Source organism: Hoylesella nanceiensis DSM 19126 = JCM 15639, assembly GCF_000379965.1.
Classification (GTDB): domain Bacteria; phylum Bacteroidota; class Bacteroidia; order Bacteroidales; family Bacteroidaceae; genus Prevotella; species Prevotella nanceiensis.
This window is the reverse complement of record NZ_KB904331.1, coordinates 67,682-82,232: the sequence shown is the minus strand read 5'-3', so window position 1 is coordinate 82,232 and position 14,551 is coordinate 67,682. Positions and strand designations below refer to the sequence as shown.

At 38.5% G+C, this 14,551-nt stretch carries 8 protein-coding genes and 1 tRNA gene; 3 read left to right on the top strand and 6 right to left on the bottom strand.

Features of this window, described 5'->3' with window-relative positions; genetic code table 11:
• Positions 1-458: 458 nt before the first annotated feature.
• Positions 459-4,034: a pyruvate:ferredoxin (flavodoxin) oxidoreductase gene (nifJ, locus tag A3GM_RS0106395; protein ID WP_018362558.1), complete on the bottom strand. Its 3,576-nt coding sequence runs from the start codon at positions 4,032-4,034 to the stop codon at positions 459-461.
• 37 nt (positions 4,035-4,071) lie between these two features.
• A complete protein-coding gene (locus tag A3GM_RS0106390; protein ID WP_018362557.1) occupies positions 4,072-5,259 on the bottom strand; it encodes an ATP-binding protein in 1,188 nt (395 codons plus the stop codon).
• Positions 5,260-5,533: 274 nt separating this feature from the next.
• Between A3GM_RS0106390 and A3GM_RS0106380 the strand changes: the two genes are divergently transcribed.
• Positions 5,534-6,643, top strand: a complete 1,110-nt coding sequence (locus A3GM_RS0106380) for a hypothetical protein (RefSeq protein WP_018362556.1) — start codon at positions 5,534-5,536, stop codon at positions 6,641-6,643.
• Positions 6,644-6,740: 97 nt separating this feature from the next.
• On the opposite strand, the gene A3GM_RS0106375 is transcribed toward A3GM_RS0106380, so the two are convergent.
• Together A3GM_RS0106375 and A3GM_RS0106365 are read right to left on the bottom strand one after the other, a co-directional pair.
• On the bottom strand, positions 6,741-9,008 hold the full coding sequence (locus A3GM_RS0106375; protein WP_018362555.1) for a TerD family protein: 2,268 nt from the start codon (positions 9,006-9,008) through the stop codon (positions 6,741-6,743).
• Positions 9,009-9,430: 422 nt separating this feature from the next.
• Positions 9,431-9,886: a GAF domain-containing protein gene (locus tag A3GM_RS0106365; protein WP_018362554.1), complete on the bottom strand. Its 456-nt coding sequence runs from the start codon at positions 9,884-9,886 to the stop codon at positions 9,431-9,433.
• 337 nt (positions 9,887-10,223) lie between these two features.
• Here A3GM_RS0106365 and htpG point away from each other — a divergent pair, with 337 nt between their 5' ends.
• Together htpG and A3GM_RS0106355 are read left to right on the top strand one after the other, a co-directional pair.
• The gene (gene htpG, locus A3GM_RS0106360; RefSeq protein WP_018362553.1) at positions 10,224-12,281 is read left to right on the top strand and encodes a molecular chaperone HtpG; all 2,058 of its coding nucleotides are present in this window, start codon (positions 10,224-10,226) and stop codon (positions 12,279-12,281) included.
• Positions 12,282-12,746: 465 nt separating this feature from the next.
• Positions 12,747-12,820: transfer RNA gene (locus A3GM_RS0106355), tRNA-Arg, on the top strand.
• 35 nt (positions 12,821-12,855) lie between these two features.
• Here A3GM_RS0106355 and A3GM_RS0106350 read toward each other — a convergent pair.
• Positions 12,856-13,554 carry a trimeric intracellular cation channel family protein gene (locus A3GM_RS0106350; protein WP_018362551.1) on the bottom strand — a complete coding sequence of 233 codons (699 nt, stop codon included), beginning with the start codon at positions 13,552-13,554 and terminating at the stop codon, positions 12,856-12,858.
• 13 nt (positions 13,555-13,567) lie between these two features.
• Entirely contained in the window at positions 13,568-14,524 is a 957-nt protein-coding gene (locus tag A3GM_RS0106345; protein WP_018362550.1) for a D-2-hydroxyacid dehydrogenase, read from the bottom strand.
• Between the last annotated feature and the right edge of the window lie 27 nt (positions 14,525-14,551).

Genomic DNA, 14,551 nt, shown 5'->3' with positions numbered 1-14,551 from the left:
ATAGCCACAGAACGAAAGGGAATGTATGCTTTTAGGAGATAAGAGGGGTAAATGATCACGAGGCTATTTCTTCCTTTATATGAACAAGAATTTACCCTATTTAAAATGAAATAGTCTTAGCTTGTTTTCTAATTGATTGTATCGTGAGAAATGTGCTTATCTTATTTGTAATATGATGATAGAATAGGAAAGAGGCAAAAGCAATTTTTTTGTGAGCTAAAAGCAATGTATTTACGATATAATAGTAATGTTATTAGATTGTGAAAGCATTGCAATTCTATTTAAATTGCAGCAGACTTGAATTGGAAGGCGATTAAGGTGTTGTAAGGTAGTAAATCCTTTCCTCTTGTATTTGTTGTTTACTGGTAGAAAAGAGGGGTGTAGAAACGAAAAAAGGATGCGCATATTGCACATCCTTTTTATATTTATGAAGTTCTGAAATGAATCAGAATGATTCTTTAAGCTTCAGCTTCTTGTTCTTTGCTCCAATCTTCTTGAGTCTTGCGAACGTAGCTCTTATAACGCAACTTAGCCATTTCTTCAGCAGCGTTAAACAACTCTTGTGCTTCGTTTGGATAAGCCTTCTTCACAGATAGGTAACGAACCTCACCTAATAGGAAGTCTTGGAACTTGCTCCAATCTGGTGCTTTAGAGTCAAGAGTGAATGGGTTCTTGCCCTCTTCTGCCAACAATGGGTTGTATCTCCATAAGTGCCAGTAACCGCATTCAACAGCTCTTCCTTCTTCAGCTTGGCTCTTACCCATTCCACCTTTAGCCTTAAGACCGTGTGCAATACATGGAGCATAAGCGATAATGAGTGAAGGTCCAGGATAAGCTTCAGCTTCTCTAATAGCTTTAAGAGTTTGGTTTTGGTCTGCACCCATAGCAATTTGAGCTACATATACATAACCGTATGTTGTTGCCATCAAGCCTAAGTCTTTCTTTCTGATGCGCTTTCCTTGTGCAGCGAACTGTGCAAGAGCACCAAGAGGAGTAGATTTAGAGCTTTGTCCACCTGTATTTGAATATACTTCGGTGTCAAGTACAAGAATGTTAACATCTTCTCCAGAAGCAATAACGTGATCTAGACCACCGTAACCGATGTCATAAGAAGCACCGTCACCACCAATAATCCATTGAGAACGTTTCACTAAGAAGTGATCTAAAGTCTTCAACTCTTCACATGTTGGGCAACCTTTTTCTGCACCAGCGTGAATTAGAGGCTTAAGTTTAGCTGTTGCTGCCTTAGAAGCATCTGCATTGTCTTTAGAATCAAGCCATTCTTGTGCTGCTTCTTTCATTTCTTGTGGTGTAGTATCTTCGCTAATCAATTGTTCAAGCAACATAGCAATGCGCTCTCTCATCTTCTTATTAGCAAGATTCATACCCATACCGAATTCGCAGAAGTCCTCAAATAGAGAGTTCGCGAATGCAGGTCCTTGTCCATCCTCATTTGTTGTATAAGGAGTTGAAGGGATAGATGCAGAGTAAATAGATGAACAACCAGTTGCGTTAGCAATCATTTCACGGTCTCCGTAGAGCTGAGAAATAAGTTTAACGTATGGAGTTTCACCACAACCAGAACATGCTCCAGAGAATTCGAACAATGTTTTAGCGAACTGAGAGTTCTTCACATTGCTTTGAGTGTCAACAAGGTGTTGTTTTGATTTAACTTCCTTAATAAGGTAGTTCCAGTTCTCGATTTGCTTTTCATCATGTGTGAATGGAACCATATCGAGTGCTTTACCATTCTTATTACCTGGACAAACGTCTGCACAGTTACCACAACCAACACAGTCTAGCACACTAACTTGGATACGGAAGTGCATTCCAGCCATAGTCTTAGGCACCTTCATGTCTAGAGTTGTATCGTTGAATTGAGCGTGTTCAGCTTCATCTAGAACGAATGGACGAATACATCCGTGAGGACAAACGTATGCACACTTGTTACATTGAATACAATTGTCAGCTGTCCACTCAGGGTTAAATGCTTCAACACCACGTTTTTCGAATGCAGCAGTACCATTCTTTAAGGTACCATCAACCATTCCGTGTTTGATAAAGTCTGATACTTTGAGGCGTTCTCCATCTTGTGCGTTGATAGGACGAACGATTTCTTTGATGAATGCAGGTGCATCATCTTCTACAGAAGGATCATCTTGGAGATTAGCCCATAATGGATCGATCTCTAAAGTGTGGTATTCATTTCCACGATCTACAGCTGCATAGTTCTTATCAACAACGTCTTGTCCCTTATTACCGTATGACTTTTCGATGAACTTCTTCATTTGTTCAACAGCCAAGTCGATAGGAATAACCTTTGTTATTCTGAAGAATGCACTTTGAAGAATAGTGTTTGTGCGGTTTCCTAGACCAATTTCTTGCGCTATCTTTGTTGCATTCATGTAGTAAACAGTGATGTTGTTTTGTGCAAAGTAGCGTTTGATTCTGTTAGGAATGAAGTCTATTAGCTCTTGACCTTCAAAGATTGTGTTAAGAAGGAATAGACCATTCTTTTGTAAACCACGAATAACATCGTACATGTTCAAGTATGCTTGAACGTGACATGCAACGAAGTTAGGAGTTTTTACTTGATAAGTTGAATGGATAGGAGAGTCTCCAAAGCGCAAGTGTGAGCAGGTGAAACCTCCTGATTTCTTTGAGTCGTAAGAGAAATAAGCTTGACAATACTTGTTTGTATTATCACCAATGATCTTAACTGAGTTCTTATTAGCACCTACAGTACCATCAGCTCCAAGTCCATAGAACTTCGCTTCGAACACACCTTCACCACCTAAAGGAAGTTCTTCCACTTCAGGAAGAGATGTAAATGTAACGTCATCAACGATACCTACAGTGAAATGGTCTTTTGGTTCGTTAAGTTCTAGGTTGTCATAAACTGAAATAATGTGAGAAGGAGTGATGTCTGCAGATCCAAGACCATAGCGACCACCAACGATAAGAGGTTTCTTCTCTTGATCGTAGAATGCACTCTTCACGTCAAGGTATAATGGTTCACCTTCAGCTCCTGGCTCTTTTGTACGGTCAAGAACAGCAATTCTCTTCACAGTTTCAGGTACTGCAGCAAGCAAGTGCTTAACAGAGAATGGACGATATAAGTGAACAGCGATCATACCCACTTTCTTTCCTTGCTTAACAAGGTAGTCAATTGCCTCACGAGCAGCTTCTGTTGCAGAACCCATTAATATAATAATGTTCTCAGCATCCTTAGCTCCATAGTAAGAGAATAGGTGATATTCACGACCAGTAATTTCTGAAATCTTGCCTAAGTAATCTTCAACTACCTCAGGAATGTTCTCGTAATATTGGTTACAAGCTTCTCTGTGAGTGAAGAATGTCTCAGGGTTTTCAGCTGTACCTCTTGTTGAAGGGCGTTCAGGAGTTAAGGCACGATCACGGAATCTCTTAATATCTGCAGGGTCAACAAGCTTTGCAATTTCCTCTTGATCAATCACTTCAACCTTTTGATATTCGTGAGATGTACGGAAACCGTCGAAGAAGTTAACGAAAGGAATGCTTGTCTTAAGTGTTGCTAAGTGAGGAACAGCAGTAAGGTCCATAACCTCTTGCACTGAACCAGAGCAGAACATTGCGAATCCTGTTTGTCTACATGCCATAACGTCAGAGTGGTCTCCGAAGATACTTAGTGCATGAGTAGCGATTGCACGTGCTGAAACATCGAACACACAGGGAAGCATTTCTCCTGCGATTTTATACATATTGGGGATCATCAACAACAAACCTTGCGATGCAGTGAATGTAGTTGTTAAGGCACCAGCTTGTAAAGAACCGTGCATTGCACCAGCTGCTCCACCTTCAGATTGCATTTCTTGAACTGCAACTGTTTGTCCAAAAAGGTTCTTGCGACCCTTTGCTGCCCATTCATCAACATGAGCTGCCATTGGAGAAGATGGTGTGATAGGGTAGATAGCGGCAACTTCTGAGAACATGTATGATACATGTGCTGCTGCTTCGTTACCATCACAAGTGATAAACTTTTTTTCTTTTGCCATTTTCTTATAGATAAAATATTAATTAATGTTTTGTATTTTAATATAGAAAGCCAAACAACCAAAGTGGTATTTGGTTACCCTTTCCGTCTTTTGAGTTATATTGCGCATAGATAGTATCGGCGTTATGTCTTATTTTTGCCTCACTTAATGCGTCGCATATTCTAAACTTTGTTTTTCCATCAACAAGGTAATAATGTTCTTTATTGCCTTGATTCACCAAGTGATCTTTCCACAAAGCATTCACAAAGAATGTTTCCATAACAGATGATTGCTCAACTTGTATAGGGTAAATGGAATAGATTAGATTGGTGTTTTGCATCATAATCTTTGCGGGTTTCTTGGGAAATGAAGCCCCAAAGGGATACATCATATTGATAAGTCGTGCATCTTCGAGATACTTGATATAGTTCATCACCGTTGCACGGCTAGTCTTTATTCCTTCAGCTAAATTACTAATGTTGGGTGCTTTGTGGTTATCTACAGCCAACTCGTAGAATAGTTTCTTAATTTTAGCGAGATATTTCAGCTCAATTTGTTTGATTAAGAGAATGTCAACCTCTGTCATCATGTTCATAGTCTTCAACAAATTCTCCGAGAAATTGCGATTCTCTAAGAAGAAAGGGTAGAAACCATGATGTAGATAGTCTTGGAAAAAGTCTAATGGGTTTAGCTTTTGTGTTATCTCTTTTGTTATTTCTTCGCTCTTTTCTAAAATATCTGTGAGAGAATAATGCTTAAACTGATTTTCTGTTTGTAGATTAAGATATTCTCTAAATGAGAAACCTCGAAGGTCATAGCTTTTCACTATGCCGTTAAGTTCGGGATTTTCCTCTTTCAATCTCATTACACTTGAGCCCGTGAAAACAATCTTTAGTTGTGGAAAGAGGTCGTAACAGGCTCTTATTTCACTGCTCCAATTAGGATGTTTAAACACCTGGTCGATCAATAACACTTTACCTCCTTGATTGATAAAGTAGCTTGCAAACTCAGCAATACCATGTCCTTGGAAGTATAAGTTGTTCATGTTTACATATAAGCATTGCCTATCTGTAGCTCCAAAGTGTTCTTTTGCATATTGTAATAGGAAGGTTGTTTTACCAACTCCACGTGTGCCTTTAATCCCAATCAATCGGTCTTCCCAATTGATTTGATCCATTAACACTCTTCTTACGGGTGCTTCGAGGTGTTCAACCAAATAAGTATGGGTGCGAAAAAATGCTTCCATTTATCTTGTTCCTAATTAAAAATATCTCTGCAAAGATAACATTTATTTCTAAATTTGCAAACTACACATTGCAAAATAATTGGTGATTTGTGATTATTTTTCGTTTTATTAAATTCAAATCTATGTTTTTATTCTCTTCTCGAAATAGGTTTTTCAGTGTTTTTTGTATTACCTTTGCAGTAGAGAGATATGGGTATTACAGTTTAATAAGACTGTAATATGCTGATAAAGAGATACTTATTTTTATAGAAAGATATATACTTACGATAATAAAATGACGCTTCACATATTTAATCCCGAGCATGATATTGCTTTAGCAATAAACAAAAGTATTTTCACTGCGCCTCATTCTGCCCGTGAATTGCGTGCCGATTTAGGCTTCTTGCCTGCACTTTACGCCCCAAAAGGCGACTGGGTGTTGGTGGAGAATGTTGAAGCTGCCAACGAATCGTTAAGACATTTAAATGCCTTTAGTAAAGAAGTAGAGCTTTTGTCGCCTGCACAATTGGCAGAAAAGGATTTAAGCAACATCGATTTACGCATACAACCATGGGGTTGGGACCGTGCCATTACCACCTATTTATTAGGCATTAACCCACAGTTAGAGCAGTTTTTGCCCTCTAACGAAGCCTTAGAAACCATTCGAAATATCAGTAATCGCTCTTTTGCAGCATGCTCTTTACTGCCCCATTTGGTGAGTTTAAGCGACGATTTGATAGGAGATAGCATGTATTTCACCGATAGTCATGAGAAAGTGATGCAGTTTTTCAACCACAACCCTGCGCTTTATGTTATCAAAGCACCCTGGAGTAGTAGTGGAAGAGGCGTTAGATACATTGATAATACAGTAGATGAGTCGAACAAAGGCTGGATGAAAAACATCTTAGAGCAGCAAGGTGGATTGATAATTGAGCCTTATTACAATCGTGTTCTCGACTTTGGTATGGAGTTTTATGCCTCAGAACAGGGCGAAATAGAATATAAAGGTTTGTCTATTTTCTCAACAGAAAATAGAGCTTATTCAGGCAATTTGTTGGCTAATGAAGCCATAAAAGAAGACATTGTCAATCAGTTTGTTAAGCAAGAATTACTCCAATTGGTTCAAACCAATATCTGTTCGCAATTGGCTTCCGCTTTTAAAGGAAAATATGTAGGTAATTTTGGTGTTGATATGATGGTGGTAACCACTGATGATGCCACAACATTTAAGTTGCATCCTTGTGTTGAATTGAATTTAAGAACAACCATGGGACATGTTGCTTTGGCATTATCTCCAACTGATTTTGCGCCTAAAAAGATGATGAAAATCGACTATTTAGATAAATATCATTTAGCAATTAACTTGGTAGGAGATGATTTGTTAGACACCAACTTAGTTCGATAGAAACCATAAAAAGAGCCACTATAACACAAATATAGTGGCTCTTTTCAATCCATATCTTTTTACTTCGATTCTGATTTTTTGCTAAATAGAATCTATATTATAATAAGGTGTTGCTCACTTGAGCTACATCTAAGGCCCAATTATAGTCGTAAACCATATCGGCTTCGTCCTTATTCGTTGTGATTTCAATTCCTTGTGCCTTCGCTTTTAACTGCAACAATTCACCAATGGTAGGCTTGTTGCGAAGCTGTTGCAACAAAAGTTCAACCGAACCATTGTTCAACCACTGAACAGTAGGACCGCTTAAAGGCAGTTCCAACCATGTAATTTCTCGTTTATCCATATCTAACACGCCAAAAGCTAAGCCCTTTGACAAGTTGTTCGAAGCAATAGTCACCATGTGTTGCACCGTAGATGGGTCGAAAGCAACGCCTGTTTCTTCGCTAATCGTCATTTTGTTTGCACTATTCATCCAACCAACTCGCATATTAGGCGATAAAGAACCATCAGTGTAAGCATTACAGGTGAAAGTGACATAAGCCACCTCTCGTTTAGAAAGTTTATCGAGATCTAACTCGATATATTCGGCAGTACCAATCTTTTCGGGTATAGTTCGAATGTCTCCAGAATGTAAACAGCCCTCAGGAGATAAGTTATAAAAGCTACAAACATCTGTTGTTCCGTCTTTTAAGCTAAGGTTACAGCTTAAATCCATATCCAAATGCTGAGCAGGAAGACCCACACCCCAGTTTAAAAACAAACGCACTTGGTTGCCTTGCACGTTGAAACGGGTTCCCATTAGGGCGCAACCTGCATTTTGAATGGTGCTGGTTCGGTTTCCAACACTTATAGGAATGGTCATCAATTCGGGATCAATGAATACCTTTTGAATTGCATCTTCTCTTTCTTCGCTCTTGTATTTTTCTTCCAAAGCGTTGATATACAATTCTTTTATGGCGTCGATATACTCTTGATAGGCGCTGGATTCAGACTTCGTTAGCAACGGATTAGAATGCACAGTGTATGTACTTCCCGTTATGGTGCGTATCAATCGCTCTTGATTAGGAATGAAATAGGTTTCTGCCGCACTATAAAGCGAGGTGAGAAGTCGTAGAGAAATTTCGCCACTCACTTCTTTAAAAGCCGATAAGGTGGGTGCTATTCCAATTCGAAGCATGGTAGAAAACAATGCACGGGCAAACATTCCAGGGCGTTGTTTCAATAGTTCTAACTCCTTTTGGTGGTCGTTTTGTTGCTTAGCAGCATTAACCTTGCCCAACCAAGTGGTGTAATTCTTGTTATAGAACACGTCGAGTAGCTGAGCCAAAGCGTCAAAACCCTTTCTTTTTGAGTATTCAGGTAGACGCAAAGCACGTATCATTCTCACCCACATACCACGTTGTGGGTTCATTATTTCGGCTGCTTTTTCTGCCGACATGGGTAGGTTGTTGAGCCATGTAGCAGCCCATTTGCACCATGTTCGGTTGTATTTTAGCTTTAAAAGTTCTTTTTCTTTCTCTGTAAAAGGATCTTTTTGTTCCTCTTCGTCGTATGCAAAGAAACGATGCTTTGATGCCTTTTTGAGGAGTGTTTTGGGCTGAATTATTTGCGATTGGTTGGTTTTGAGGAACCAAAGAAAGCGCAATAAGTCGGTAGGACTACTAATATAGCTTCCTATTCGGTCGAAATGCTGTTGCTCTGCCCATGCCTTCATCACCTCAAGGCGTGTCTCTTTCATTTCGATAAGGGTGTCTTCCGAAACATCGAAGTGAGTAAGTAGGAGCGTGAGGGTGTTAATTTGAGTTCTATTGAGTGGTGTTTTAGAACTTAAAAGCTCATTCAATTTACGCTCTAAATCGCTTAAATGAAATAGATGGAGTTCCTTTTTCTCACTTCCTTGGTTTACAAAAATATCGTTATGGTGCTCTAATGGCGTTCCACAAAACGGACAACCATTATATCGTTCGATGTTAAATGTGCCTGTAGGTATGAAGTGTCCGCAACCTAAAAGTGTTCCTTTGATGTCTGATGTCGTAGGAAAGCAATTCACAAAGAGGGTGATAAGGTGATCTATGGTGCTTTCATTGGTGGGCACTTGCCAATTCTTTACAAGCGGAGTCCAATTAAAATCCACGCCTAAAGCCTCTTTAATCACTTCAGTTTGTTGGTTCAACTCCTCAACAGAACAACGATATAGCGCATGTAAAAGGGCTTCTGAAACGCTATAACCATAGTCGCTCAAAAGCTTTATAAATGCAAGTGCTTCTTTGGTGGGTGCAACTTGAGTGTCGTTTTCGTGTTGGTTGGTTTCGATATAGAGTGCCTGATAGCGAAACGCCACTTGTTTTAATGCTGTTTCTTTCATCGTTCTTCCTTTCTTTGTTGATGGTTGTTCAACCTTTTTCGCTTGTTCTTTGCAAGTTGTTGATTTTCAATTGATTATCTATTCGTTGCAACTTGCGTTCTAATAACATTGCTTTTGAAGGGTAAAAGCAGTGCTATTGGGGTGCAAAAGCATAGCTGTTGGGTCTTAAAAGCATTGATATTGGTTTCCTATCATTGCATTAGAGCAATAAAAAAAGATAGCAACGAAAATTGTGTAACTAAGTTATTACCCATTAAAGGTTGATAAAGAAGTAAGTTGCACTTGTCCGTTGATATCTTTTATGATGCGAAAATAATGATAATTCTTTATTTATCGCTTTTTTCTTTGAGTCTATTTAATATCTTTTTATTGTTCCATTGCTATTCGATGTGGTTTTTATCGAATTTTAAACAATGCTCGCTTTAAAACATAGGAGCTACCAGTTGTGCTATGCTTTCTAAGCCTTTGGCGTCGTGTTCATCGAAACTTGCTAAGTCTTTACTATCTACATCGATCACAGCCACCACCTCATTGTCTTTGAATATGGGTACTACAATCTCTGAACGAGATAGAGACGAGCAGGCAATATGCCCTTTAAACTGCTCAACATCGTCGACAATGATGGTCTTTTGGCTATCCCATGAGGTGCCACAAACGCCTTTCCCCTTCGCAATAGTATAGCAAGCTACGCTACCTTGGAATGGTCCTAACTGCAAAGAATGGTCCTTTACAATATAAAATCCCACCCAAAAATAATAGTCAAAGGCTTCTTTCAGTAGGGCAGTTACATTGCATAGTGCTCCAACAACATTGGTTTGTTTCTCAATAAGTGCTTTTATTTGAGGGATAAGTTGAGCGTATTGTTCTGTTTTTGTCATTTTCGTTTGTTCTAATTTATTTCTACTAACAAAGTTAATCATATTCTGCTGATGTGCCAAACCAAACAGAATGTATCTCCAAATTCTTGCTTTTTCTGCTGTTTTTCGGTCTATATATATAAATAGGTGAAAGCAATAGGAATCTAGGTACATTGCCAATCGATTCCTTTTCTAAAGGTTTTTCTACAAATATGCCTCTTTTTTTATGTCTAAAAGCATTATTTCTGTCTTTTTGGCATGCAATTTGTTTAATACGAAAGTAGTCGTTTTACACCATACAAACAAAGGGTGTGCGACAATAATGATAAATAATAAGGAATAAAAAAACAATATAATTATGCAAAAAGGAAATATTGGGGTTACAACAGAGAACATCTTTCCCGTCATAAAAAAGTTTCTCTATTCTGATCATGAGATATTTTTACGTGAGCTAGTGTCGAATGCTGTAGACGCAACTCAAAAGCTTAAGACTTTAAAAGAACGTGGAGATTTTAAAGGAGAGCTAGGAAATTTGGCTGTAAAGGTGCAGTTAGACAAAGAAAATGGCACTTTAACCATCAGCGATAATGGTATTGGTATGACTGAAGAAGAGATTGATAAATACATCAATCAAATTGCTTTTTCGGGCGTAACTGACTTCCTTGACAAGTATAAAGATAACGCAAACGCTATAATTGGACACTTTGGACTTGGTTTCTATAGTGCTTTTATGGTGAGTAAGAAGGTTGAAATCATTACAAAAAGCTACAAAGACGATGCGAAAGCCGTTAAATGGAGCTGTGATGGAAGTCCTGCTTACGAGATTGAAGATACAGAAAAAGCTGAAAGAGGTACTGATATTGTGCTTTATATCGACGACGATGCGAAGGAATTCTTAGAGACTTCGAAGATCGAAAGCTTGCTCAATAAGTACTGTAAGTTTATGGCTGTGCCTGTAGTTTTCGGTAAAAAGACTGAATGGAAGGACGGAAAACAACAAGAAACAGATGAAGATAATGTGATCAACTCTGTGGAACCACTATGGACAAAGGCTCCTTCTTCATTGAAAGACGAAGATTATAAGAGCTTTTATCACACTCTTTACCCAATGAGTGACGAGCCTTTATTCTGGATTCACTTAAATGTTGACTATCCATTTAACCTCACTGGTATTCTATATTTCCCCAAGATCAAGTCGAATATCGAGCTACAACGCAATAAAATACAGCTCTATTCAAACCAAGTATTCGTAACAGATCAAGTTGATGGTATTGTTCCTGAATTCTTAACTCTGCTTCATGGTGTGATAGATAGTCCAGATATTCCTCTAAATGTGAGCCGAAGCTATTTACAAAGCGATGCTAATGTGAAGAAAATATCTACATATATCACTAAGAAAGTGGCTGATCGTTTGGCTGGAATCTTCAAAGAAGACCGCAAAGGATATGAGGAAAAGTGGAACGATATGAAGATATTTATCGAGTATGGAATGCTTTCTCAAGAAGATTTCTACGACAAAGCGAAAGACTTTAGCTTGTTTACTGATGTGGAAGGCAAGAACTTTACATACGAAGAATATCGCACTCTTATCAAAGATAATCAAACTGATAAAGACGGAACGCTTATCTATCTTTATGCAACCAACAAGGAAGATCAATACACTTACATCGAGGCTGCAAAGCAAAAGGGATACAGTGTGTTGCTATTCGATGGTCAGTTAGATGTTCCTATGATTAACCTTTTAGAGCAAAAGCTAGAGAAATGTCGCTTTACTCGTGTAGATGCGGACATTGCAGACAAGCTTATTGCTAAGGAAAATCAAAAAGAATCAGACGTAGTGGGTAGTGATAAAGACTGTCTTACATACGTATTTAAATCACAAATGCCTGCTATCGACAAAACTGAGTTTGTTGTTGATGTGCAAGCTTTGGGCGAAGAAGGTGCTCCTTTGATGATAACTCAAAACGAGTTTATGCGCAGAATGAAGGATATGAGCCAGTTCCAACCAGGTATGGGCTTCTATTCTCAATTCCCAGACAGCTATACTTTGGTGCTTAATACTGATCATCCGCTTATTAAAGATGTGTTGAAGAGCACCCAAGAGGCTACTGCTAGCGAGTTGAAACCTGTGCTAAGTGAGATTAAGGGACAAGAAGCTCGCTTGCAAGTGTTGCAACAACAGCAAGATAAAAAGAAGCCTGAGGAAGTTACTTCGGAAGAAAAAGCTGACTTGGAAGCTACAAGAAAGGCTATTTCGGATGAGCAAAAGAAACGTGATGACATTGTTGCTGCTTGCGCAAAGGATAACAATGTGGTGCATCAACTTATCGACTTAGCACTTCTTCAAAATGGAATGTTGAAGGGAGCAGCGTTAGATAGCTTCTTAAAACGTTCGATTGAGATGATTAAAAAATAATGGGTTAAATTATAAGTAGTAAAATTTTAGTTGGAAAACGATGGGGTAGATAAGGTAATTTTCTATCTTGTCGTTTTTCTTTTTTGCCTCATTCTAAGGGAAGAAGAGATCTGTTGACCGCTTAATATTTCCTTTTATTAGTGCAATTAACGCTCTCTTTGAACTCATTTTCTCTCTATTGAATAAGAGAGAAAATGCTCTTTGGTCTTTCAAACTTTGACATTGGAAAGTGATTGCATTGTTGTTTATAGGCAAAAGCAATGCTATTGCATCCCAAAAGCATTGAAATTAGAGTATAAAAGCACTGTTTTTATAATCTATTGTTATTCAATGCGATAGGAGAGTAATGCTAAAATGTCTCCCAATAGATAAAAGAATAAAATAAAAAAAGTTGGAAAAAATAATGAATTTTATTTGGTAGAATGATTCAAAATGCCTACCTTTGCACTCGCAATCAAGCAAAAAGGCTCCGTAGCTCAACTGAATAGAGCATCTGACTACGGATCAGAAGGTTGCAGGTTTGAATCCTGCCGGAGTCACAAAAAAAGAGGTTATCAATCGATAACCTCTTTTTTTATTCCTCTATATTCTCGTTGTCGTCTTCTTTTACCTCACCTTCATTCTCTTCATTTCTAAGTATTGGAAGAGAAATATGGTATCGAATAGCGAGCCATCTGATAGCGCATACTACGAAGAATGTGGTGATTGACGCCCAAACAGCATTGATATGGGCTATTGTTAAGATCCAATATGCCAAGCCACCAACGATACTTGCCATGGCATATATTTCCTTTTTAAATATGACAGGTACATTATTTAATAGTACATCACGTATTACTCCGCCCGCAGCACCAGTCATACAGCCCATTATTATGGCTACCCAAAAGGGATGACCACATGCTAATGTCTTTTGTAAACCAACGATTGTGAAGAGTGCTAAGCCCAAAGTGTCGAATATCATCCATGCATTATCGAGGCGTTTCATATATCTTGCGAAAACGATAACCACAAGTTGTGCAAAGATAGTACAGGTGATATACGATGCAGATGTCATCCAGAAGGGAGTTAATCCCAGCATAACATCACGCAAAGTACCGCCTCCAATGGCCACCGCAAAGCCACAAACAAAGCCGCCAAACCAATCGAATTTCTTTGCAGCTGCTTGTCGAATACCTGATATGGCAAATGCAAATGTACCAATAAACTCAATCACTACCTGGAGAGTATCCATCATTGTGGTGTTGTGATTAAATAAGTCTAATGCATTAAGCATGATGAATTGTGATTTAAGGATTAACTACATTGGTTGGATTTCCATTGATAAAGGCTTTCGCATTGCTTAAAGCTATGTCTAAAAGGCGACCTAATGCCTCGGTACTTGCCCATGCAACGTGAGGTGTTATATAGGCATTTTCGCATTTAAATAATGGATTATCAGCTGCAGGAGGCTCCTTACACATCACATCTGTGGCGTAAGCTGCAATCAATTTAGAATGTAAAGCCTCGGCAATATCATGCTCATTAACAAGCGGTCCACGACTAGTATTCACCAAAATGGCATTGGGTTTCATCATACTTAGTGTGTCTTTGTTAATCATTTCTCTTGTAGTGTCGGTCAAAGGGCAATGAAGTGACACGATGTCACTTGTCGATAATAAATTGTTTAAAGATGCTTTTTCGATGCTAGTAGGTAGCTCTTCGGCCTTTTTACTTGTGAAAGCTTTTACCTTTAAGCCAAAAGCTAGAGCTATTTCTGCCACTCGTTTGCCTATATTTCCTAAACCAATAATACCTAATGTCTTTCCTGTTAGCTCTTGAATAGGGGTATCGATATAGCAAAAATCACTTTGTTGGCTCCATCTTCCCTTTCTGTTTTCGCAAGCATAATAGTCTACTTTGTTCGTAATATTTAAGATATGGGCAAACACTGTCTGTGCAACACTATCGGTACTGTAATTCGGAATGTTGGTAACTGCAATGCCTAAGCGTTTCGCTGCATCAACATCTACAATGTTAAAGCCTGTTGCAAGTACACCAATATATTTGAGTTTAGGAAGTTGAAGCAAGGTTTCTTCTTTCATTGGAACCTTATTAAGCAATATCATTTCAGCGTCTTTAGCTCTTTCAATGATATCTTCTTTACTGGTTCTAGGATACACTTTGAAGTCACCAAGTTGCTCAAAGTCGTTCCAAGTGATATCTCCATTGTTGATAGCATAGCCATCTAACACTACGATTTTCATGTTTTATTAATTTAAAGTGTAATTATT

Excerpts from the sequence above, each read along its gene's own strand:
- nifJ (WP_018362558.1), bottom strand. The coding sequence starts at position 4,034 with ATGGCAAAAGAAAAAAAGTTTATCACTTGTGATGGTAACGAAGCAGCA.
- A3GM_RS0106390 (WP_018362557.1), bottom strand. The coding sequence starts at position 5,259 with ATGGAAGCATTTTTTCGCACCCATACTTATTTGGTTGAACACCTCGAA.
- A3GM_RS0106380 (WP_018362556.1), top strand. The coding sequence starts at position 5,534 with ATGACGCTTCACATATTTAATCCCGAGCATGATATTGCTTTAGCAATA.
- A3GM_RS0106375 (WP_018362555.1), bottom strand. The coding sequence starts at position 9,008 with ATGAAAGAAACAGCATTAAAACAAGTGGCGTTTCGCTATCAGGCACTC.
- A3GM_RS0106365 (WP_018362554.1), bottom strand. The coding sequence starts at position 9,886 with ATGACAAAAACAGAACAATACGCTCAACTTATCCCTCAAATAAAAGCA.
- htpG (WP_018362553.1), top strand. The coding sequence starts at position 10,224 with ATGCAAAAAGGAAATATTGGGGTTACAACAGAGAACATCTTTCCCGTC.
- A3GM_RS0106350 (WP_018362551.1), bottom strand. The coding sequence starts at position 13,554 with ATGCTTAATGCATTAGACTTATTTAATCACAACACCACAATGATGGAT.
- A3GM_RS0106345 (WP_018362550.1), bottom strand. The coding sequence starts at position 14,524 with ATGAAAATCGTAGTGTTAGATGGCTATGCTATCAACAATGGAGATATC.